Below are 20,177 nucleotides of genomic sequence, written 5' to 3'. Positions count from 1 at the left end.
CGATATGGGTCGAGACAATCCGGGGCGGCGCTTCCCGGTCGGGCGCGGGCTCGTCAGGCTGGATCTCGCTGCGCATGGAGCGGCCTTCGCCAGTTGCGCGGCGGGAGGAATCATTGTTGAAAGTATTATCCTGGTAGCAGCGGCTTCGCATCACGCCGCAACGATTGCGTTTCGGCTGTTATCGATCGAAAAGCTGACGAAGCAAACGAGACCCGGAATCGAGGTCGCGTTCTCGGTCGTGCAGATCGCTCTTTGCATGTGTTGCGTCGTCATGGTCTTGGTCGCGATCGCGCTGGGAACGCATGGCATCTTTCACGGAGAATCTCTCGATGCCGTAGCCGTTGCCGCGTTTGCCCTGCCTGGGTCGGTCGCCATTGCCACGACGGCCAGATTGGCATGTGGGCCGGCTCGTGCCGGCGCGGCCCCCAGCAGAGCCGATGCAGTTCTTTCCGCAGTACCGACCGCACTTGCGTTCGGTGTCGCTTTTTGCGATGTGGGCATCGCTGCAGGAAGGCTGGACGCGCTCGCCGGACTTTTAGCTGTACTGGTACTGTGTGCGCGCACCGTGATCAATCTCGGCCAGACGCTGGATTGAATGGCCGGAAGCAAGCAAGTGAAGGACAACATCGAATGGAGGTGACATGAGACTGCCACAACAGGCACCGGAGCCCTTGCACGAAAACCTCTTTGAAGTTTTCGGCATTATCGGCTTTGCAGTGTTCGGGATGATTATGGTTTTTCTCGGCTGGCTGAAGTACCGGGACCGTTACAAGCGCCCCGGGCCGAAACCTCGGAAGCGTGCAAAGGAAAATGGCAAGAAAAAGTAGGAGAAGGCAGCAACACGATCATCACAACGCGAGGGGAGCACGATGGGTTCAGGACATTCTCATGCAGCGCAGCCGGGTCAGAACGAGCGTCCGCTCTGGATAGCGCTCATCCTCACGACGGTTTTTCTGGTAGCCGAAATCATCGGGGGTATTCTCACCAACAGTCTTGCGCTGATTTCGGATGCGGCGCACATGTTCACCGACACCGCAGCGCTGGCGATCTCACTTGCGGCGATCCGCATCGGCAAGCGGCCAGCCGACAGCGAACGGACCTTCGGATACTACCGCTTCGAGATCCTGGCGGCGGCATTCAACGCCATCCTGCTGTTCCTGGTGGCGATTTATATCCTGTACGAAGCGTATGAGCGCCTGGGCAATCCGCCGGAGATCCAGTCAGGAACGATGCTTCTGGTTGCCGCCTTCGGTCTGATTGTCAACCTCATCAGCATGAAACTGTTATCGAGCGGTAAGGATAGCAGCCTGAACGTCAAGGGAGCGTACCTCGAGGTATGGAGCGACATGCTCGGCTCGATCGGCGTCATCATCGGTGCGCTCGTCATCCGCTTTACCGGCTGGACCTGGGTCGACTCGGCGATCGCCGTCGCCATCGGCTTGTGGGTGCTTCCCCGCACCTGGACGCTGCTCAAGGCAAGCATGAACGTGCTGCTCGAAGGCGTTCCCGAGGGGCTAGGCATCGCCGACGTCAAGGAAGCGATCACCGGCGTTCCAGGCGTGGCAAGCGTGCACGACCTGCATGTATGGTCGATTACAAGCGGCAAATCCAGCCTGACGGCACACGTGGTACAGCGTGCCGACGTCACGGATTCACAAGCCCTGTTGCTCGCCATCCGCCAGCTAGTCGCCGATAAATACGATATCCATCACAGCACCATCCAGATCGAAACGACGCCTTGCGAGCAGGCAATCGAGGAGCACACCTTCGTTCCGGCAGCAGGGCATGACCATGCCGGGCAGGCGGAGCACACCGGTCACAATGAACATGAAGGAGAGAAGCGATGATTGAACATATCAGGGCAAACCTCGTCGAGGCGCGCGAAGCGCTCGATCACCTGATCAACGACGTCAACCAGCTCGCGAATATCGAGGCAGGGGCTGCCCTCCTCATCGATTCGCTGCGCAGTGGAAGGCGTGTTATCTCATGTGGAAACGGCGGCTCGATGTGCGACGCGATGCACTTGGCCGAAGAGTTGTCAGGACGGTTCCGCGAGAACCGCCCTGCAATGGCGGCGTTGGCGATCAGCGACCCAAGCTATATCAGTTGTGTCGCCAATGATTATGGATACGAGCAAGTATTTGCCCGGTTCGTCGAAGGGAACGGCGCTGCCGGTGACATTCTATTCGCCATCAGCACCAGCGGCAATAGCCCATCGGTCGTGCTCGCCGCGCAGGCCGCACGCGCGAAAGGAATGAAGGTCATTGGATTAACTGGACGGCCGGGATCGCAGCTCGAGCAATCTGTCGATATCAGTATTTGCACGAGCGCGGGGCGATATGCCGACCGGGTTCAGGAACTGCATATCAAGGTCATCCACATCCTGATCGAGCTGGTGGAACGTAGTCTGCAACCGGCCAACTATCCTTCAAAGGGATAAGCCGAACCAATGTGACAGTGTCCCCACGTGTTCGACCTGCTGGATGATGGACAGCGTCTGGCTGCTTACATATCACGCTCACGAGCATGCTTGTCGCATGCGGTTGCACAGGCTTCGCAGGCCGCTTTACATGCGGCGCAATGCGCATGCTTGTCAGCATGTGGTGCACACGCCGCTGCACATGCCCTGCAAATATGCGCACAGAGCATACAGAAGTCACCGTGATGCTCCGATCCGCGAGCCAGCGCATTCATGGTTGCGCTGCAAATATCGGCGCAATCGAGATTGATTAACGCACAATTGGCATCGCCACCTTCGCGAATGTCAGCCGCCGCACACGCCTGGCATGCATGGATGGCTTCTTCGCATGCCTCAATACAAGCCTGCAGGTCGTTCTCGTGCGTGGTAGTAGTTGGCATATCGTCCTCCGTATCGGGTTTAAAAACGAATTATTCTCAAGCATTCACAATGCTAGACCTAGGCGCAAGAATTACGCGCGGAATTGCATGTTGCCTCTCAACGCACCGCGGTCAGATGGTTGATTTCTTGGTCGCTGCCTTACCTCATATCAACATATCGATCATGAAGAGCAGAATGAACCCGAGGAAGAACATGGCCGTCTGTCCAGGTGTCTCCTTGCCTTCGTGCGCTTCCACCAGCAACTCCTCAGTGACCAGATAAAGCAAGGCGGCCACGCCAAACGCCAGCAGAGCGTCGATGAACACCGGAGTCACGCTGTTGAGTATGACCGCGCCCGCGCCTGCCCCTGCCAGCACCCCGATACCGAGGATTGCGGCGGTAACGCCGATCCTGAGCGATGTCTGGCCGGCGGTACGCAATGACGTCGCGCAGGAAGCGCCAAGGAAAAACGTTTCCAGTACCAGGCCGATCGTGAGTAGCAGGCCTTGCTTCTCACCCGCCGCGAACGAGAGCCCGATCAATGCGCCGTCAAGAACGACGTCGACGCCCATCGCGGTAAGCAGCGCGCGCGGATCCCGGCCTTCCTCGGTTTTCCCACCCCTCTCGCTCCACCATTTCAACCCAAGCATGAAGGCAACGCCGAGCGAGAATCCGATGAATGTGGGCCAAGGCATGCGCCGATGCATCAGGTCCGGCAGCAACTCGACAGCCAGGACGCTAAACACCGTGCCCGCGGCGAAATGCTGAACCGCGCTGCGCAAGCCCGGCCCCGCCTGCTTGACGAGAGCGAGCAGCGCGCCGGCCAGGGTGGCGACGGCAGGAAGCGCCGCGTAGAGCATCACTTTCGACAGGGTGGCTGTCACGACGACGCCCCCTTCGAGTCGATATCACGAAGATCCGGGGATTGAAGAGGTTTCTCGCCCAGACCCGCCGCTACGGCTGTGCTCACGGATCGGCTCGCCACGTCGGGGTAGGCGAGCAGGCGCAGGGCATTGATCACCACCAGCACGGTAGAGCCTTCATGGAACAGGACCGCAGTACCGATATTCAGGCCGAAGATGGTTGCTGGAATCAGGACGGCGACCACACCCAGGCTCACCCACAAGTTTTGCTTGATCACCCACTTGGTACGGCGCGACAGGCCGACCGCGAACGGAAGCTGGCTGAGATCGTCGCTCATCAAGGCAACGTCGGCGGTCTCCAGTGCGACGTCCGAGCCGGCCGCGCCCATCGCAATGCCGACGGTCGCGTTCGCCATCGCCGGTGCATCGTTGACGCCGTCGCCGACCATGGCGACCTTGCCGTGGCGTTCACGCAAAGCCTTGATCGTCTCGACTTTCTGTTCCGGCATCAGGTCGCCCCTGGCTTCGGTCAGGCCCACCGTGCGCGCGACGGCATCGGCCACCTGCTGGTTGTCACCCGAGATCATCACCAGGCGTTCAATGCCAAGCTCCCGCAACTGCGCCATCACGCCAGGGGCGGCCGCACGCGGCGTGTCCATGACGCCGATCACCCCGAGGAAGCGCGAGCCCTTCCTGACGATCATCGTGGTGCGGCCGGACTGTACCAGCTGCTCGTTGGCAGCGGCTAATTCGGGTGGCGGCCGCATGCCGTCCAGCTCACTGAACAGCACAGGCTTGGCAATGTAGACAGTCTCGCCATCGACCGAAGCCTGGACACCGCGGCCGATAAGGCCACGCACATCGTCAGCACGGACCGCAGCGGTGTCTGGTTTGAGCCGGTCGCGCCCGCCCTTGACGAGCGCCGATGCCAGCGGATGGTCGCTGTGCGACTCGACCGCAACGACCACGGCCAGCAATTCATCCTCGTTCGTGCCGCTCGCCGGGATCACATCCGTCAGTTTCGGCCGCCCTTCGGTCAGGGTGCCGGTCTTGTCGAAGGCAATCGAATTGAGGCTGCCGAGGTTTTCCAGCGGCCCCCCTCCTTTTACCAGCACACCGCTGCGCCCAGCCCGTGCCACCCCCGACAGCACGGCACTGGGCACTGAGATCGCCAATGCGCATGGGCTCGCGGCCACGAGCACGGCCATCGCTCGGTAGAAACTGGCCGAGAACGATTCGTCGACCACCAGGAAGGCGAGCATCAGCAAAGCCACGAGCGCGAGGATTACCGGGACGAATACCCGTTCGAACTTGTCGGTGAACTGCTGGGTGGGCGAACGCTGCGCCTCGGCTTCCGCCACCATCTGCACGACGCGGGCCATCGTCGATTGCGAGGCAAGGCGTGCCACCATCACCTCCATCGCGCCGGCGCCGTTGATGGTGCCGGCGAACACGCGGTTGGCTGCGTCGACCCGGTCGAAGGCGGCAATCGCGCTTGCCCCATCCTGGACCGGCGACTTGTCGACCGGGATGCTCTCGCCAGTCACCGGTGCCTGGTTGACGCTCGATGTACCGTTGACGACAACGCCGTCGGCGGGCAAGCGTTCATTCGGCTTGACCAGCACGATGTCGCCTGGCGCGAGGGAAGCCACGGGAACCTCTTCCAGCTCTTCGCCGCGCTTGCGCACCGCCGTTTCCGGCGCCAGCTTGGCCAGCGCTTCGATTGCTTGCCGCGCACGCCCCATTGCAAAGTGTTCCAGCGAGTGGCCGAGGCTGAAGAGGAACAGCAACAGGGCACCTTCCGCCCAGTTTCCCAATGCTGCCGCGCCGGCGGCTGCGACCAGCATCAGCGTATCGATTTCGAAGCGACGGGCGCGCAGGTTCTCGACCGCTTCCTTGACGGTGAAGTAACCTCCGAAGAAATAGGCGCCAACATACAAAGCCTGGGGCAGCCAACCCGGGCCGGCATCGGCGCGATCGAGGAGCCAGCCAGCCAGTACGCAGACGCCGGCGATGACGGCAAATATGAGTTCGGTATGTTCGCCGAACACTCCCCCATGCGCATGGGTGTGTCCCGCGTGACCGCCCTTGTCATCGGGCGCATGCTTGTGCCCTGAATGCGTCCCCTTTTGCTCATGCGCGTGCTTGTGACCGGCATGACGGGCGTGACCGGCCCGGTCGTGATCGTGATCGTTTTCCGATGCCGGACTCGCGTCAGTCAATTCCGTACCAAGGGACTTGACCAGGCCTTCCAGCCGTGTGCGCGCCACGGCGGCCCGCTCGTATTCGACACGAATCCTGCCGGAGACGGATACCTCGGCCTCCAGCACGCCTGGAATCTCACGTAAACGCTCCGAAAACAGCCGTGCGCTGCGCGAATGGAGCGGCGCCGGTGCACAGCCGATGTAATGGGCGAACTGTTCGCTGAGTTGAGCACCTACGGCACTGACCAATTCACGCAGCCGCGACACCGTGATAAGAGACGGGTCGTAATGCAGGCACAGCAGGGGTGTCGATCCCTCTTGTGTCTTGATATGAACACGTTCCACTCCCGGACGGCCTGTCAGCAGGCTGACGAGCCGCCCGGCGCAAGGATCGTTCGCATCGTCCACTTCGGGCAGGATCAATGGCAACTCAAGCCGCACTCGTTCCGATTGTTCCATATAAGCTCCCGGTTCCTGGAAATACCAGAATAATGTTGACACCGGATGTCGTCCGTATGCCAACGCACCGAAGCGGAACCGAGAATACTTGCCGCGAAACGCTACCCGTGCTTGCGTGCGTTTCCTGCTTTGAGCAGGCGCAGTCCATTGAACACCACGAGCAGGCTTGCGCCCATGTCCGCGAAGACGGCCATCCACAAGGTGGCTGAGCCGGCGATGGCCAGAACCAGGAAAACGGCCTTGATCAGCAGGGCGGCGACGATATTTTGCTTGAGGATGGCAGCGGCCTGCCTGCTCAAGCGGATGAATTGCGGGATCTTGCGCAAGTCGTCATCCATCAGTGCGACGTCGGCCGTCTCGATGGCAGTACCTGTACCTGCCGCGCCCATCGCGAAGCCGATATTCGCCTTGGCCAGCGCAGGCGCATCGTTGATCCCGTCCCCGACCATGCCGACGACCCCGTGCCGGGCGATCTCCTCGTCGACCGCTGCAAGCTTGTCCTCCGGTAGCAGGTTGCCGCGCGCATCGTCGATGCCAACCTGGCGTGCGACGGCCGCAGCGGTCACTGCGTTGTCGCCTGTGAGCATGACCGTGCGAACGCCAAGCTCGTGAAGCTGGACGATCGCTTCGCGGCTGCTTTCACGAATGGTATCGGCCACACCGATGATCAGGAGCGGCGCCACCTCGTCACATAACACCACTGCGGTCTTGCCTTCGCCTTCGAGTTTCGCGAGCACCGCCTCGGTTGCGTCGTTGCAGATACCCAGCTCCTCCACCAGCCGGTGGTTACCCAGGTAGTACCACTTGCCGTCGATTTTGCCTTTCGTGCCTCGGCCAGTCAGCGCTTCGAAGTCCGTCACGGTCGACACGGGAGCACTGCCTGCCTGATCCGACCAGTGGCGTCTCACGGCGGTCGATACCGGGTGGTCCGAGCGGTCGGCAAGCGATGCCGCTAGTTGCAGCGAGCTGCCTGGGTCGCCTCGCAAGGGGGACACATCGGTCACGACCGGCTTGCCCTGCGTGATGGTGCCGGTCTTGTCCAAAGCCAGCGAGCGCACTTTGCCACCTTGTTCAAGATAGACGCCACCCTTGATCAGAATGCCCATCTTGGCTGCAGCGGCGAGGCCGCTGACGACCGTCACCGGGGTCGAGATCACGAGCGCGCAGGGGCAGGCGATCACGAGCAGTACCAGCGCCTTGTAAATCCATGGCATCCACTCTGCTCCCAACAGCAGCGGCGGAACGATGGCGACCGCAAGTGCCAGCGCGAACACGATTGGCGTGTAGACCTTAGAGAACTTGTCTACGAAGCGCTGGGTAGGTGCGCGGCTGCCTTGCGCCTCTTCCACAGCGCGGATGATGCGCGAGAGCGTCGAATTGCTGTGGGCAGCCGTCACGCGGTATTCGAACGACCCGGTCTCGTTGACCGTGCCGGCAAACACCATGTCGCCCACTGACTTCGACACTGGCATGCTTTCGCCCGTGATCGAAGCCTGGTTCACGGCGGATTGGCCGGCCGTCACCGAACCGTCCAGGGCAATCCTCTCCCCGGGCCCGACGCGTGCAATCGTGCCGATCGGGACGCCTGCCGCTTCGCGCTCCACCCAGGCGCCGTCTTCCAGGCGTACCTGCACGGTATCCGGCGTCAGGGCAACCAGTCCTTGGATAGCGTTTCGTGCCCTGTCGAGCGAGCGTGCCTCGATCAGCTCGGCGAGCGCGAACAGGACCATGACCATCGCGGCTTCCGGCCATTGGCCGATCAGCACCGCGCCGGTGACGGCAATCGACATCAAGGCATTGATGTTAAGGTTGCGGTTCTTGAGCGCTATCCAGCCCTTCTTGTAGACGCCCAGCCCAGAAACAGCAATGGCGGTCACTGCCAGGAGAACGACCGGCACCGAATTCTCTACCCCGGTGCTCCATGCGATGACCTCGGCGGCGATCGCCGCAGCCAAACCGAGCAGAAGGCCGATGAACTGCTTTTTCTGAGTTGGTACCGCGGCCGGCGCGGCGCGCTGGCCCAGCGCGTTTGCGACTACCGTCCCCTCCATGCCAATCGACTTCAGCGCGTCTTCGATCTGAGAAACAGGGCCCCTGTGCCAGACAGCCAGGCGTCGCTGCATCAAATTGAACTCCAGCTTTTCAACCTGGGATATGCCGGCGAGCTTGCTGCGAATGAGCGCCTCCTCGGTCGGGCAACACATGTTCTCGATGCTGAACACGGTCTGTGCCGCACTGGCCTCGGCGTCGATGCCGCCTTCGACGACTGGTTCCATGCCAACGGCCCGAATGGCCGAGATAATAGGGGCCGGGTCGGCGAGGCTATGCGAGACCCGCAGCTTACGCTGCACGAGATTGAAATCCAGTTGCCCAACACCCGCCACCCGGCCCAGCGCTTGGCGCAGCAGCCCTTCTTCGGTTGGACAGTCCATCTGCGCAATACGCAGTTCGAGTGCGCTTGTAACGACGTCCGGACTGACCACCGCCGGAGTGGTCGCGGCTGGCTTTGCGCAACAGGCCTTGCTCTGGCACTCTGACATGACATTTCCCCTGCAAACTATGTATAGTCGGTATTTGAAACCCTGTAGCTGGTACAGAGTCAAGCGTTTGACAAACGAAACAGGACAATCCTATGAAAATTGGTGAACTTGCAGAGCGATCTGGTTGCCTAGTAGAGACCATCAGGTATTACGAGCGGGTCGGTCTTCTCATGTCGCCTAAACGTGCGATGAATAATTACCGTACTTACAACGAGCAGCATAGTGAACGCCTGCTGTTCATACGTCATTGCCGGGCGCTGGACATGACCTTGGACGAAATCCGAACCTTGCTCAACTTCAAGGACGATCCGCAAGTCGAGTGCGCAGGCGTAAACGAGCTCTTGGAGAAGCATATTGCCGATGTTTTCGAGCGGATCCAGGGGTTGACGGCGCTAGAAGCTCAACTGCGTGAGCTGAGGGCTCGCTGTATAGTGGCAGATACCACGAGCTCTTGCGAAATTTTGCGCGCCCTTAGCATCGAAAACAGCCGCTGCAATAAACCAGTCCACGGCTCACGCGGTTAACATTTGATGTCTTAATGAACTTGCTCAAGTACGGAGATGTAAGTTCTGCTGGCAAGCCTCAAGCCTATTGTTTGATCGGCTTCTAGCACCGCAGTTCTTGTGCTAAGCCTCACCATGTCCGGGGACTTAATTCCCGAACTTGCATGTCGCCTCGCCTTGCAAGGCTTTCGATCTTGACCGCCCTCACCTCACTATAACCGTCTGCTGGCACAGCCTTGAGTACTGCGATAGCTTCGTCAAAACGGCCTAGCAGGCGTAGCAGCTCCCCTTGCTGGACCATGTTCCATGGCTTCACCTCACCGTCGCGCAAGATGTCCAGGATTACCTCCATGTTGGTGCGCTCAAGCGCTAGTGGCCAAGTCGGCACGTCAGACAATGGTGAGCCATCGGAGCGGCAGCGGTAGCGGTCGTTCAATCCCCACCAGATGCGGTTCCTCAGCCATAGAAGCTGGTCCCTACGCACGCCCTTGGAGCGCGCCAGTACATACTGCACGTCGTCGAAACTCACGCTGCCGATGTACTGCGCATCTCCCCATGACTCCATCGCCTGGGACCACTCCTCCTGATCCTGAAGTTGCCCTTCAGGGTCGCCACGCCAACGCAGCCATGCCCGAGTGAATCGGCCTATTTCCCTCGGTCTTTGGGGCATGATCCCAACTGGCTCGATATCGTCCAGCCAGAACAGAGCCGCACATGCTTTGCAGCGGACTAAAGGCTCTTGGCGCCACGACATGGTCGGCTTCGCGTCGGACCAGTCTTGTGTGCCGAAAGAATTAGCGCTACGCAGGCGTCGGCGGAGAAAGAAGGCGTCGCAGCATGGGCATGCGTGAACAGAAGGCGTTTGGTAACTGGTCATGGCCGGTATCGTAGCGCCGCAGTGTCAACTCGACAACGACCAGCGGTGGCCGACGATATGACCGTGCGGCGCGCCAGCGCCGTGAGGAGCCATGCAGTTTAAATGCAAGTGAAATGCAGTGTGGTCTGCGGGAACTGGCCGAGCGAGCGCGGCGTATCGGTCTCCCTGAGGATCTGCATTGTCTTACCTTGCCCGGCGCAGTGCGCGCCTGCGTCCTTCATCGTCGCGGCCTTGAGATGGCCCAGCGAGGCAGCCGGACCGTTGTCTTCTCGCGAAACCATGTACTGATTACTACCCGTCGAGACCACGCCCGTCGTAGAAGCGCAACCAGCTAAAAGCACCACCAGCCAAATTTTTTCAAGTTTCATTTTCTTTTCTTTTTTAATAGAAGCCCAGCCGGCTTCTGGTGTTCAAACACGTAGTGCCTAGCTCGCGCAGGTCGGTCACACCTTGTAGCCGAACGTAGAAGTAGTCGTCCCACGCAGCGCGTCGAAAGCCGTCGTCCAACAGATTCAGGATCGCCTCGCGCTCGTTCGCTCCGAACGCGGTAAGGCGGGATTTCCGCCACGGGTGCTCTGCGCCGTTCTTGAAGTAGACGTCCCATTCAAGGCCGAAAAGATCGCCGAGCTGGTAAGTTGCCCCAGTATCCCTGCCAATGTCGTCGAGTGCGGTGCCCATGCGTCGCTCGATGCGGTAGTCGCGACCCTGAAGCGTCCACACAACTTCCATGAGTTGCCGCTTGTTCAAGCCGTTGACGAGTACCCGGCGTGCCGCCGCCTCCTCCAAGATGAACAGGTCACGTTCCGTCTTGGCCAAAAAATCATCGATGCGATCGTCCTGCGTTGATGCAGGCGGAATACGGGTGTGAATCATTGATTGCCTCCTATTTTAGCTCAGCAATCCTAAGGATTCCTTAGTGTGGCGTCAATAAAATACTAAGAATATCTTAGCCTTTAGGGGCTATGGATGTCTTTGTTTGGGAAGCGGATGAAGGAGGCTCGCGTACGCGCCGGCCTGTCTCAGGAAAAACTTGGCGTCCTTGCGGGGATAGATGAGATGTCTTCGAGCGCGCGTATGAACCAATATGAGCGGGGGAAGCATGTGCCGGACTTCTCATTGGTCGAGCGAGTCGCCCAAGTACTGGATGTCCCGGAATGCTACTTCTATTGCAAGGAAGATGACATGGCCCTGATTCTCATTCGCTTGCACCGCATCCCCGCGCACGAGAGACAAGGTGTTATCGGCGCGGTCGAGCGGCTCCTATCAGAGCCTGGGAACGTCCAGGAAGCGCCGTAGCATGCTGCCTGCTGTTGATGAATCTACGACCGCCTCCAGCGCGTTCACACAGCAAACCAGGCACCCCATGCGATAAGAAGCGGGCACTCAACGTGCAAGGCTAATGTTGAGTAAGCCGGGTTACACAGCGGTTACACAACTCGCTTACAGCGCCGCGAAAGAAAAAAGGGTTACATGAAAAATCATGTAACCCCTTGATCTAACTACCGAATTTTGGTGCCGCTGACCGGAATCGAACTGGTGACCTTCGCATTACGAATGCGCTGCTCTACCGACTGAGCTACAGCGGCGAAACCTGGCTCTCACCTGTTGCCGTCCAGCGCAAAGCCGGACTGGTGAAAGAACCATATTTTAGCAAACAATGCGGCAAACTTGCTAGTGTGTATCGAAGTCCGCCGCATTTTTTACCAGATGGTCAAATTCCGCGCTGCTTCACTCTGCGTGATAACGGGTGACCAGTTCGACCTCGCTCTTCGAACCGAGGAACACCGGCACGCGCTGGTGCAGCTTGGTCGGCTGGATCTCCATGATGCGCTGCTTGCCGTCGGTGGCCGCGCCGCCGGCCTGCTCGACGATCATGGCCATCGGGTTGGCTTCGTACATCAGGCGCAGCTTGCCCGGCGAGGACGGATCGCGCATGTCGGCCGGGTACATGAAGATGCCGCCGCGGTTCAGGATGCGGTGCACGTCGGCCACCATCGAGGCGATCCAGCGCATGTTGAAGTCCTTGCCGCGCGCGCCTGTGGAGCCCGCGAGCATTTCGTCCACGTAGCGCTGCACCGGCGCATGCCAGTGGCGCTTGTTCGACATGTTGATCGCGAATTCCTTGGTGATTTCCGGGATCTGCATGTCGCTCTGGGTCAGCACCCAGGAACCCATTTCGCGGTCCAGGGTGAAGCATTGCACGCCGTTGCCGGTGGTGAGCACCAGCATGGTCTGCGGGCCGTAGACGGCGTAGCCGGCCGCGACCTGCTGGGCGCCCGGCTGCAGGAAGTCCTGCTCGGTCGGTTCCGTCATGCCTTCCGGCGCCTTCAGCACCGAGAAGATGGTGCCGATCGAGACGTTGACGTCGATGTTGGACGAGCCGTCCAGCGGGTCGAACAGCAGCAGGAACTCGCCCTTCGGGTAGCGGCTCGGGATCAGGCGGATGGTTTCCATCTCTTCCGAAGCCATCGCGGCCAGGTGGCCGCCCCACTCGTTCGCCTCGAGCAGGATCTCGTTCGAGATCACGTCGAGCTTCTTCTGCACTTCGCCCTGGATGTTCTCGGTGTCGGCGCTGCCCAGCACTTCGCCGAGCGCACCCTTGCTGACCGAATAGCTGATGCGCTTGCAGGCGCGCGCCACGACCTCGATCAGGAGGCGCAGTTCGGCATTGATGTTCTGGTGGAGGCGCTGCTCCTCGACCAGGTACTGCGTCAGACTTACGCGTTTCATGGACTTCCTTCTGGTTTGGTTTGGATTCTTTTTTGTAGGGTGGGCGGCTCGTGATCCGGTCCACTGGACCAGATCACCCCACGCGGTGATAGTTAGCAGCGAGATCATCCGGCACGAGAGCGGAGCCGATAACGATCACCGCGTGGGCGGGAGACCCGCCCACCCTACGGTTATTGATTCGCGAGCGCTTTCGTGACGATCTCGCGCACGTCGTTCGACAGCCGCTGCTGTCCCGCCACCTGCTGCAGCGCCGTTTTCATGTGCTGCTGCAGTTCCGGCGTGTAGCGGCGCCAGCGGTCCATGGCGCGCGCCAGGCGGGCGGCGACCTGGGGGTTGAGGGCGTCGAGCAGGGTCACGTGCTCGGCCCAGAACAGGTAGCCGCTGCCGTTCGGGGCGTGGAACTCGACCGGGTTGTTCATGCAATAGGTCGCGACCAGGCTGCGCGCGCGGTTCGGGTTGCGCAGGTTGAAGGCCGGGTGGCGCATCAGCTCGCGCACCTTGGCGATGTCGGTGGTCGGCGCCGCGGCCTGCATCGCGAACCACTTGTCGACCACCAGGGCCTCGCCCTGGAACTCGTCGTAGAAGCGTGCCAGCTCGGCTTCCGCTTGCGGCGCCCGGGCATGGATCAGGGCGCCGAGGGCGGCGGCCCGGTCGGTCATGTTGTCGGCGCCCTGGCACTGGCGCAGCGCCAGCGCGATGGTCTCTTCGTCCGGTGCCGCATTCAGGTAGGACAGCGCCAGGTTCTTGAGGGCGCGCTTGCCGGCGGACGCCGCATCCGGGCTGTAGGGGCCGGGGGTCTGGTTGGCCTCGTACTGGGCCAGCAGTTCGCCCCGCAGGCGCGCGCCGATGTTGGCGCGCATGAACTGGCGCGCCATGTGCACGGCCAGCGGATCGACGGTGTCGAGCTGCTCGGCGATCATGGTTTCGGTCGGCAGCAGCAGCGCCTGCTCGCGGAAGGCCGGGTCGAGCGACTCATCAAGCAGCATCTTGCGCATCGCCTCGATGAAGGTGTCGTCCAGGCTCAGGCGGCTGGACACCGGCGCCTCGCCGGTGAGCTTGAGCAGGCGGCCCATCGCCAGGCGCTGTCCGGCTTCCCAGCGGTTGACCGGGTCGCTGTCGTGGCTGAACAGGTGCAGCAGGTCGCTGTCGCTGTAGCCGTGCTGCAGGATCACCGGCGCCGAGAAGTCGCGCAGGACCGAAGGGGTCGGCTGCTCTTTCACACCGGTGAACACGAAGGTCTGCTCGTTTTCCGTCAGTTCGAGCACGGTGGTGGTGCCCAGCTCCTTGCCGTCCAGCGTCAGCGGCATGTCATTGCCCTCGCGGTCGAGCAGGCCGACCGCCACCGGGATGTGGAAGGGACGCTTCTCCGGCTGACCCGGGGTCGGCGGGCAGGACTGGAACAGCGTGATGCCGTAGGTCTGCGCGCCTTCGTCGTAGCGCGCCTCGAAGCGCAGCACCGGGGTGCCGGCCTGGTCGTACCAGCGCTCGAACTGCGTCAGGTCGCGGCCATTGGCGTCGGCCATCGCCTTGCGGAAGTCGTCGCAGGTGACGGCCTGCTCGTCATGGCGCTGGAAGTACAGGTCCATGCCCTTGCGGAAGCCTTCGCGGCCCAGCAGGGTCTGGTACATGCGCACCACTTCGGCGCCCTTCTCGTACACGGTGACGGTATAAAAATTGTTGATCTCGACAAAGGAGTCCGGACGCACCGGGTGGGCCATCGGTCCGGCGTCCTCCGGAAACTGGGCCTGGCGCAGGGTGCGCACCTGGTCGATGCGGGTAACGGCGCGGCCGGTCTCGGTGCCGATCATGTCGGCGGTGAATTCCTGGTCGCGGAACACCGTCAGGCCTTCCTTGAGCGAGAGCTGGAACCAGTCGCGGCAGGTGACGCGGTTGCCGGTCCAGTTGTGGAAGTACTCGTGCGCCACCACCGCCTCGATGCCCTGGAAGTCGATGTCGGTGGCCACGCGCGGGTTGGCCAGCACGAACTTGGTGTTGAAGATGTTCAGGCCCTTGTTTTCCATCGCGCCCATGTTGAAGTCGCTGGTGGCGACGATCATGAAGCGGTCGAGGTCGAGTTCCAGTCCGTAGCGCTCCTCGTCCCAGCGGATGCTGTGCTTGAGCGACTGCATCGCGTAGTCGGTCTTGTCGAGGTTGCCCTCTTCGACCCATACCTGCAGCAGGGCGTCGCGGCCGTCGGCCAGGCGGAAGGTCTCTTCCTGGCAGACCAGGCGCGCGGCGACCAGCGCGAACAGGTAGGACGGCTTCTTGAACGGGTCTTCCCACTTGGCGTAGTGGCGGCCGTCGCCCAGCTCGCCTTCTTCCAGCAGGTTGCCGTTGGAGAGCAGCACCGGATAGCGTTCCTTGTCGGCGCGCAGCATGACCGTGTACTTCGCCATCACGTCCGGGCGGTCCGGGAAATAGGTGATGCGGCGGAAGCCTTCGGCCTCGCACTGGGTGAAGAAGTTGCCGTTCGAGGTGTACAGGCCGCTCAGCGTGGTGTTCTGCTCCGGCACGCAGACGGTCTCGATCTCGAGGGTGGCTTCTTCGGGCGCGTTCGGGATGGTGAGCAGGTTGCCGTTGATCGCGTAGTCGCGGTCTTCCAGCTGCCGGCCGTTCAGGCGCAGCGCCACCAGTTCGATGTCCTCCCCGTAGAGTTCGATCTCGCGCTGGGCGCTGTCGGGGTTGCGGCGCACCGTCATGCGGTTGGCGACCACGGTACGGGTGGGGTCGAGGTCGAAGCCAAGCTCAACTGTTTCCACCAGGTAGCTCGGCGGGGTATAGTCACTCCGGTAAATCGTCTGGGGCGTATCGGTGCGCATAGGAAGTCCGCAAAAGGCAGGTTGGGATGCTGGCTGAAGTGCTCATTTTACCAACAAGATTTTCTGCTGGCCGCTACGTTGCGGTATGTATCGGAATGTGCATGCAGTAACCGCGTGTAAATTAATTCACCTAGTTGCTGAACAGCAGATAATCTAGAGGATAGGAAAAGTCCGTATTCACGAGGGAGAAAGCAATGAAACGCCTGATGATCGCCGCCGGAGCGGCGCTCACGATGCTGCTGACCGGGTGCGCCACCACGATCCGCAGCGATGTCACCACCTTTCACCAGTGGCCGGCACAGATCGAGGACAAGAGCTACGTGTTCGAGGCGCCGCCGGCAGCCGACGACACGCTGGAATACCGCGCCTACCAGGACCTGGTGCGCGGCCAGCTGGCGCGCCTGGGCTTTCGCGATGCCGCAGGCGGCAAGCCGGCGCTGACGGTAGCGATGCGCTTCACCACCACCGAAGTGCCGGTGCGCGTGGTCGAGCCGATCATGCCCTTCGCCCACCCGTTCGCGTCACCGTTCTACCGCCCCTACTACCATCCGGCGCGGCGCTTCGGCTACCGCGGCCTGCACCGTCCGTACTGGGGCGGTTTCTACAGCAGCCCGTTCTACGATCCGTTCTGGAGCCCGGCCTACCAGGTCTCGATCGAGCACCGCTACCGCCGCGAACTGCAGGTCGGGATCAAGTCGGCCAGCGACGGCAAGCGCCTGTTCGACGTCACCGTGCACAACATGAGCCGCGAGCTGTCGACGCCGGCGCTGATGCCGGCCCTGGTGCAGAGCGCCTTCGAAGGCTTCCCGGGGCCGTCGGGCGTGGCGCGCAGGGTGGAACTGAAGCAGCAAAACGGCTAGCAAACTGTAGGGTGGACGGCTCTGCCGTCCACCCTACGAGAAGTAGGCTTCCGAACCGAAGGTGAGCGCCACGACCAGCACCAGCGCGAACGCCAGCACGATCAAGAGGCGCCCGAATTTCGGCGCGCCGCTTTCTTCCTTGTCCGACTCCCTCATGGCAGCAGCACCGTCGAGCCGGTCGTGCGGCGCCCTTCCAGCGCCCGGTGTGCCTCGGCGGCATCCGCCAGCTTGAAGCGCTGCTTGACCTCGATTCTGATCTTCCCGCTTTCCACCATCTCGAACAATTCGGCCGCCATCGCCTCGAGCGCGGGCCGGGTGGCGGCATAGGCAAACAGCGTCGGACGCGTGATGTAGAGCGAGCCGCGCGAGGCGAGCTCGCTCAACGCGAAGGGCGGCACCGCGCCGGACGCATTGCCGAAGCTGACCATCAGGCCGCGCGGCTGCAGGCAGTCGAGCGAACGGATGAAGGTGTCCTTGCCGACCGAGTCGTAGACCACCGGCACCCTGGCGCCCTCGGTAATCTCCAGCACGCGCTGCACCACGTCCTCGGTGTTGTAGTTGATGACGTGGGCCGCCCCGTGGGCGCGCGCCAGTTCCGCCTTTTCCTCGGAGCCGACGGTGCCGATCAGGTTCACGCCGAGCGCCTTCGCCCACTGGCAGGCGATCAGCCCGACGCCGCCCGCCGCCGCATGGAACAGGATGGTCTGGCCGGGCTGCAGCTGGTAGGTCTGGCGGAACAGGTATTGCACCGTCAGGCCCTGCAGCATCATGGCGGCGCCAGTCTCGAAGGAAATCGCATCCGGCAGGCGCACCAGCATGTTGGCCGGCATGACGCGCGCCTCGCTGTAGGCGCCCGCCGGGCCGCCGGCATAGGCGACACGGTCGCCCGGCCGAACGTGGGTGACGCCCTCGCCCACCGCCTCGACCACGCCGGCGCCTTCCTGGCCCAGGCCGGACGGCAGGGCCAGCTTGTACAGGCCGCTGCGGTAATAGGTGTCGATGTAGTTCAGGCCGATGGCATGGTGGCGCACGCGCGCCTCGCCCGGCCCGGGCTCGCCGACGTCGACGTCCACGTACTCGAGCACGTCGGGGCCACCCAGGGTGGCGATGCGGATGGCTTTGACCAGCATGGGATTCTCCAGATGCGATTCCTCAGGCGCGCGCGCGGGCGCGCAGCAGTTGCGACAGCACCAGGCGCGCGGTCGAGACGTTGGTGGCGCAGGCGATGTCGTGCACGTCGCAGGCGCGTACCAGGGCGTTGATGTCGGGTTCGTGCGGCTGCGGCGTCATCGGGTCGCGCAGGAAGATCACGCAGTCGATCTCGCCCTGCACCAGCTGGGCGCCGATCTGCAGGTCGCCGCCGACCGGCCCCGAATGCTTGCGCTCGACCGTGAGTCCGAGCTCGTTGGCCAGGCGCCCGCCGGTGGTGCCGGTGGCCGAGAGCGTGCAGCCCTTGAGGAAGTCAAGGTACTCCCTGGCCAGGGTGATCATGTCGTCCTTCTTCCTGTCGTGCGCGATCAGTGCAATGCGGGGCTTCAACTGCGGTGGCTTGGTCATTGTCGTCATTTTTTCAGCGAGAGAGAATAGATCCCCACCAGCACGAGACCGGTGCCGGCCAGCTGGACGCCGGTTACCGGCTCGCCGAGGATCAGCGCGCCGAGGAATAGCGTCGATACCGGACCGATCATCCCGGCCTGCGAGGCGGTCGCGGCGCCGATGCGCTGGACCGCGGCCATGGTCATGAACACGGGGAAGATCGTACAGAATACCCCATTCACCAGCGAGAGCCAGTAAACCTCCGCCGGCTGCACCAGCATGCTCGCCGGGCGCAGCAGGAAGAACTGGGCGATGCAGGCCGCACTCGACACGCACATCGCGTAGGCCACCAGGCGCAGCGAGCCGATCCGCCTGACCATCTCGCCGGTGCCGAGCAGGTAGACGGCATACGAGATCGCCGAGCCCAGCACCAGCAGCGAGCCAAGGATGGTGCTGCCCGAACCGCCGGCAAGGTCGTGCACGAACACCAGCACGATGCCGCAATAGGCCAGTCCCAGCGCCGCCCATTCCGCCCCCTTGACGCGTCGCTTGAAGATCATCACGTTCGCCAGCAGCACGAAGGTCGGGGTCAGGAACAGGATCAGGCGCTCGAGCCCCACCGAGATGTACTGCAGGCCGAGGAAGTCGAGGTAGCTCGACAGGTAGTAGCCGAGCAGTCCCAGCACGACGATGCGCCAGCGGTCCTGCTTCGACAGCGGCGGCTGGGTCCGCATCTTCCAGAGCGCAACGGCGGCAAATACCGGAAGCGAGAACAGCATTCTGAACGCGATCAAAGTGACTGCATCGATGTGGTAGCGATACAGCAGTTTGGCCACGATAGCCTTCGTGGAAAACAGGACGGCGCCTGCGACGGCGATCGACAGGCCGGCGACGAGGGCGGCGCGTGGTAAAGGAGCAGCAGGGTTGGCGGGGACGCTTTCGTTCATCCGACGATTGTACGAGGCTTCGGCCGGGTTCGCTGGAGGCGGGGCGGACAGCGCCCAAGAACGCGGCCGCTGCGGCGCTGTCGAACAGCGCACATCAACCATATCGAGGAGAGACCGAATGACGAACTCGTCAAACCATCGCAGGGGCCGGCACCGACCGGACGCAAGCTTCGTGCACGCAGCCACCTTGCCTGCCCAGCGCGGGAGCCGCCAATGAGCCTGTCCGGCATCGATGAACGCCTCGGGCGCCCGGTTGCGCTCGGCCTGGCCTGGATGGTCCTGCTCGCCTGCGCCAGCCTCGCCCCGTTCGTCTTCCAGGGCGGGGCCTTGCCCCTGCCCCTTTCCCTGGCCGGCGCCCCCGCCCTGCCCCCGCCGGCGCCGCTGCGCGCCGCCGAACTGATGCTGCTGTTCGCGATGTGGACCGGCCTGTGCGTGGCCCTGATGCTGCCGGCCGCAGCGGGCGCGCTGTTCGTCTACCTGCGCGTCGCGCGCCGTCGCGCAGGCGTGCGCTGGCCGCGCCTGGCAACCGCCCTGTTCGCCACCGGCTGCCTGCTGGCCTGGACCGGTTTCGCGGCGCTGCTCACCCTGCTGCACTGGGCCCTGCACGACGCCGGCTGGCTCGACGCCAGCTTGGGGACGCCCCAGCCGGCCCTGGGCCTGGCGCTGGTCGCCGCCGGGGCCTGGCAGTGGCCCCCCGCCAAGCACGCCTGCCTGCAGCACTGCCGGGTGCCGCTGGCGGGCGTGCTGGTCGACTGGCGCAGCGGCGCGCTGGGCGCGTTGTGGCAGGGCGCGGAACACGGGCGCACCTGCCTCGGCTGCTGCTGGCTGCTGGTCCTCCTGCTGCTGGGCGGCGGTCCGGGCAATCCCGCCCTGGTCGCGGCGGCGGGGCTGCTGGTGCTGGCCGAACTGCGGCTCGAGGAAGGCCCGCTGGCCGGCTGCGTGGCCGGGGCGGCGATGGTGGCCGGCGGCACCTGGCTGTTGTTTCCATGACAGTTTGCTC

General features: G+C 62.7%; 21 protein-coding genes and 1 tRNA gene. 8 read left to right on the top strand and 14 right to left on the bottom strand.

The features are described 5' to 3' along the window. The first annotated feature begins 4 nt into the window (after nt 1-4). Genes FG94_RS21245 through FG94_RS21230 form a run of 4 tightly spaced genes read left to right on the top strand, consistent with a single transcriptional unit; the run spans nt 5 to nt 2,440 of the window. Nucleotides 5-595 (top strand): hypothetical protein, encoded by a 591-nt coding sequence (locus FG94_RS21245; protein ID WP_036215867.1) that lies wholly within the window; start codon nt 5-7, stop codon nt 593-595. Nucleotides 596-641: 46 nt separating this feature from the next. Then, nucleotides 642-827, top strand: a complete 186-nt coding sequence (locus tag FG94_RS21240) for a hypothetical protein (protein ID WP_036215865.1) — start codon at nt 642-644, stop codon at nt 825-827. A 42-nt stretch (nt 828-869) separates the two neighbouring features. Further along, nucleotides 870-1,847, top strand: coding sequence for a cation diffusion facilitator family transporter (locus FG94_RS21235; protein WP_051996977.1), 978 nt, complete (start codon nt 870-872; stop codon nt 1,845-1,847). Next, the gene (locus tag FG94_RS21230) at nt 1,844-2,440 is read left to right on the top strand and encodes an SIS domain-containing protein (protein WP_036215863.1); all 597 of its coding nucleotides are present in this window, start codon (nt 1,844-1,846) and stop codon (nt 2,438-2,440) included. Before FG94_RS21235 ends, FG94_RS21230 begins: the two co-directional genes overlap by 4 nt. 65 nt (nt 2,441-2,505) lie before the next feature. Here FG94_RS21230 and FG94_RS26820 read toward each other — a convergent pair whose 3' ends face one another. The 4 genes from FG94_RS26820 to FG94_RS21215 form a co-directional block, all read right to left on the bottom strand. Further along, complete coding sequence (locus tag FG94_RS26820; protein WP_081926122.1) at nt 2,506-2,859, bottom strand: hypothetical protein; 354 nt, start codon at nt 2,857-2,859, stop codon at nt 2,506-2,508. A 144-nt stretch (nt 2,860-3,003) separates the two neighbouring features. After that, nucleotides 3,004-3,723 (bottom strand): ZIP family metal transporter, encoded by a 720-nt coding sequence (locus FG94_RS21225; RefSeq protein ID WP_051996976.1) that lies wholly within the window; start codon nt 3,721-3,723, stop codon nt 3,004-3,006. Beyond that, on the bottom strand, nt 3,720-6,365 hold the full coding sequence (locus tag FG94_RS21220; protein ID WP_081926121.1) for a heavy metal translocating P-type ATPase: 2,646 nt from the start codon (nt 6,363-6,365) through the stop codon (nt 3,720-3,722). The genes FG94_RS21225 and FG94_RS21220 overlap by 4 nt, the downstream gene beginning before the upstream one ends. Before the next feature lie 101 nt (nt 6,366-6,466). Further along, nucleotides 6,467-8,905, bottom strand: coding sequence for a heavy metal translocating P-type ATPase (locus FG94_RS21215; protein WP_036215859.1), 2,439 nt, complete (start codon nt 8,903-8,905; stop codon nt 6,467-6,469). A 92-nt stretch (nt 8,906-8,997) separates the two neighbouring features. Between FG94_RS21215 and cadR the strand changes: the two genes are divergently transcribed. After that, on the top strand, nt 8,998-9,429 hold the full coding sequence (gene cadR, locus FG94_RS21210; protein ID WP_036215857.1) for a Cd(II)/Pb(II)-responsive transcriptional regulator: 432 nt from the start codon (nt 8,998-9,000) through the stop codon (nt 9,427-9,429). Nucleotides 9,430-9,538: 109 nt separating this feature from the next. Here cadR and FG94_RS27450 read toward each other — a convergent pair whose 3' ends face one another. From FG94_RS27450 to FG94_RS21195, 3 genes are all read right to left on the bottom strand, one after another. Continuing rightward, complete coding sequence (locus FG94_RS27450; protein WP_152571077.1) at nt 9,539-10,285, bottom strand: hypothetical protein; 747 nt, start codon at nt 10,283-10,285, stop codon at nt 9,539-9,541. A 98-nt stretch (nt 10,286-10,383) separates the two neighbouring features. Further along, nucleotides 10,384-10,653: a hypothetical protein gene (locus FG94_RS21200; RefSeq protein ID WP_036215855.1), complete on the bottom strand. Its 270-nt coding sequence runs from the start codon at nt 10,651-10,653 to the stop codon at nt 10,384-10,386. A 13-nt stretch (nt 10,654-10,666) separates the two neighbouring features. After that, nucleotides 10,667-11,158 carry a hypothetical protein gene (locus tag FG94_RS21195; RefSeq protein WP_036215854.1) on the bottom strand — a complete coding sequence of 164 codons (492 nt, stop codon included), beginning with the start codon at nt 11,156-11,158 and terminating at the stop codon, nt 10,667-10,669. Between the two features lie 93 nt (nt 11,159-11,251). Here FG94_RS21195 and FG94_RS21190 point away from each other — a divergent pair, with 93 nt between their 5' ends. Next, the gene (locus tag FG94_RS21190) at nt 11,252-11,581 is read left to right on the top strand and encodes a helix-turn-helix domain-containing protein (protein ID WP_036215852.1); all 330 of its coding nucleotides are present in this window, start codon (nt 11,252-11,254) and stop codon (nt 11,579-11,581) included. 214 nt (nt 11,582-11,795) lie between these two features. Here the strand turns inward: FG94_RS21190 and FG94_RS21185 are convergent. The 3 genes from FG94_RS21185 to pepN form a co-directional block, all read right to left on the bottom strand. Further along, nucleotides 11,796-11,871: transfer RNA gene (locus tag FG94_RS21185), tRNA-Thr, on the bottom strand. A gap of 142 nt (nt 11,872-12,013) precedes the next feature. Further along, nucleotides 12,014-13,015: a class 1 fructose-bisphosphatase gene (locus FG94_RS21180; protein ID WP_036215849.1), complete on the bottom strand. Its 1,002-nt coding sequence runs from the start codon at nt 13,013-13,015 to the stop codon at nt 12,014-12,016. A gap of 170 nt (nt 13,016-13,185) precedes the next feature. Continuing rightward, nucleotides 13,186-15,834, bottom strand: coding sequence for an aminopeptidase N (gene pepN / locus FG94_RS21175; RefSeq protein ID WP_036215846.1), 2,649 nt, complete (start codon nt 15,832-15,834; stop codon nt 13,186-13,188). 194 nt (nt 15,835-16,028) lie between these two features. On the opposite strand from pepN, the gene FG94_RS21170 reads away from it, so the two are divergent. Continuing rightward, complete coding sequence (locus tag FG94_RS21170; protein WP_036215843.1) at nt 16,029-16,694, top strand: DUF4136 domain-containing protein; 666 nt, start codon at nt 16,029-16,031, stop codon at nt 16,692-16,694. Between the two features lie 33 nt (nt 16,695-16,727). Here the strand turns inward: FG94_RS21170 and FG94_RS28490 are convergent, their stop codons facing one another. Genes FG94_RS28490 through FG94_RS21155 form a run of 4 tightly spaced genes read right to left on the bottom strand, consistent with a single transcriptional unit; the run spans nt 16,728 to nt 19,177 of the window. Next, nucleotides 16,728-16,850, bottom strand: a complete 123-nt coding sequence (locus tag FG94_RS28490; RefSeq protein WP_267872344.1) for a hypothetical protein — start codon at nt 16,848-16,850, stop codon at nt 16,728-16,730. Continuing rightward, entirely contained in the window at nt 16,847-17,821 is a 975-nt protein-coding gene (locus tag FG94_RS21165; protein WP_036215922.1) for a quinone oxidoreductase, read from the bottom strand. The genes FG94_RS28490 and FG94_RS21165 overlap by 4 nt, the downstream gene beginning before the upstream one ends. Nucleotides 17,822-17,846: 25 nt before the next feature. Continuing rightward, nucleotides 17,847-18,233 carry a methylglyoxal synthase gene (locus tag FG94_RS21160; protein WP_036215920.1) on the bottom strand — a complete coding sequence of 129 codons (387 nt, stop codon included), beginning with the start codon at nt 18,231-18,233 and terminating at the stop codon, nt 17,847-17,849. A gap of 23 nt (nt 18,234-18,256) precedes the next feature. Continuing rightward, nucleotides 18,257-19,177 (bottom strand): DMT family transporter, encoded by a 921-nt coding sequence (locus FG94_RS21155; RefSeq protein ID WP_036215839.1) that lies wholly within the window; start codon nt 19,175-19,177, stop codon nt 18,257-18,259. A gap of 213 nt (nt 19,178-19,390) precedes the next feature. On the opposite strand from FG94_RS21155, the gene FG94_RS21150 reads away from it, so the two are divergent. Continuing rightward, the gene (locus tag FG94_RS21150) at nt 19,391-20,167 is read left to right on the top strand and encodes a DUF2182 domain-containing protein (RefSeq protein WP_051996975.1); all 777 of its coding nucleotides are present in this window, start codon (nt 19,391-19,393) and stop codon (nt 20,165-20,167) included. The last annotated feature ends 10 nt before the right edge of the window (nt 20,168-20,177 follow it).

It is taken from the genome of Massilia sp. LC238, from assembly GCF_000735635.1.
GTDB classification, from domain to species: Bacteria; Pseudomonadota; Gammaproteobacteria; order Burkholderiales; family Burkholderiaceae_D; genus Telluria; species Telluria varians.
The sequence above is the reverse complement of the archived record's forward strand: the minus strand, read 5'-3'. Positions and strand labels throughout refer to the sequence as shown.

Coding starts and splice junctions, on each gene's coding strand:
- FG94_RS21245 (WP_036215867.1), top strand. CDS start 5: ATGGGTCGAGACAATCCGGGGCGGCGCTTCCCGGTCGGGCGCGGGCTC.
- FG94_RS21240 (WP_036215865.1), top strand. CDS start 642: ATGAGACTGCCACAACAGGCACCGGAGCCCTTGCACGAAAACCTCTTT.
- FG94_RS21235 (WP_051996977.1), top strand. CDS start 870: ATGGGTTCAGGACATTCTCATGCAGCGCAGCCGGGTCAGAACGAGCGT.
- FG94_RS21230 (WP_036215863.1), top strand. CDS start 1,844: ATGATTGAACATATCAGGGCAAACCTCGTCGAGGCGCGCGAAGCGCTC.
- FG94_RS26820 (WP_081926122.1), bottom strand. CDS start 2,859: ATGCCAACTACTACCACGCACGAGAACGACCTGCAGGCTTGTATTGAG.
- FG94_RS21220 (WP_081926121.1), bottom strand. CDS start 6,365: ATGGAACAATCGGAACGAGTGCGGCTTGAGTTGCCATTGATCCTGCCC.
- FG94_RS21215 (WP_036215859.1), bottom strand. CDS start 8,905: ATGTCAGAGTGCCAGAGCAAGGCCTGTTGCGCAAAGCCAGCCGCGACC.
- cadR (WP_036215857.1), top strand. CDS start 8,998: ATGAAAATTGGTGAACTTGCAGAGCGATCTGGTTGCCTAGTAGAGACC.
- FG94_RS27450 (WP_152571077.1), bottom strand. CDS start 10,285: ATGACCAGTTACCAAACGCCTTCTGTTCACGCATGCCCATGCTGCGAC.
- FG94_RS21200 (WP_036215855.1), bottom strand. CDS start 10,653: ATGAAACTTGAAAAAATTTGGCTGGTGGTGCTTTTAGCTGGTTGCGCT.
- FG94_RS21195 (WP_036215854.1), bottom strand. CDS start 11,158: ATGATTCACACCCGTATTCCGCCTGCATCAACGCAGGACGATCGCATC.
- FG94_RS21190 (WP_036215852.1), top strand. CDS start 11,252: ATGTCTTTGTTTGGGAAGCGGATGAAGGAGGCTCGCGTACGCGCCGGC.
- FG94_RS21180 (WP_036215849.1), bottom strand. CDS start 13,015: ATGAAACGCGTAAGTCTGACGCAGTACCTGGTCGAGGAGCAGCGCCTC.
- pepN (WP_036215846.1), bottom strand. CDS start 15,834: ATGCGCACCGATACGCCCCAGACGATTTACCGGAGTGACTATACCCCG.
- FG94_RS21170 (WP_036215843.1), top strand. CDS start 16,029: ATGAAACGCCTGATGATCGCCGCCGGAGCGGCGCTCACGATGCTGCTG.
- FG94_RS28490 (WP_267872344.1), bottom strand. CDS start 16,850: ATGAGGGAGTCGGACAAGGAAGAAAGCGGCGCGCCGAAATTCGGGCGC.
- FG94_RS21155 (WP_036215839.1), bottom strand. CDS start 19,177: ATGAACGAAAGCGTCCCCGCCAACCCTGCTGCTCCTTTACCACGCGCC.
- FG94_RS21150 (WP_051996975.1), top strand. CDS start 19,391: ATGAGCCTGTCCGGCATCGATGAACGCCTCGGGCGCCCGGTTGCGCTC.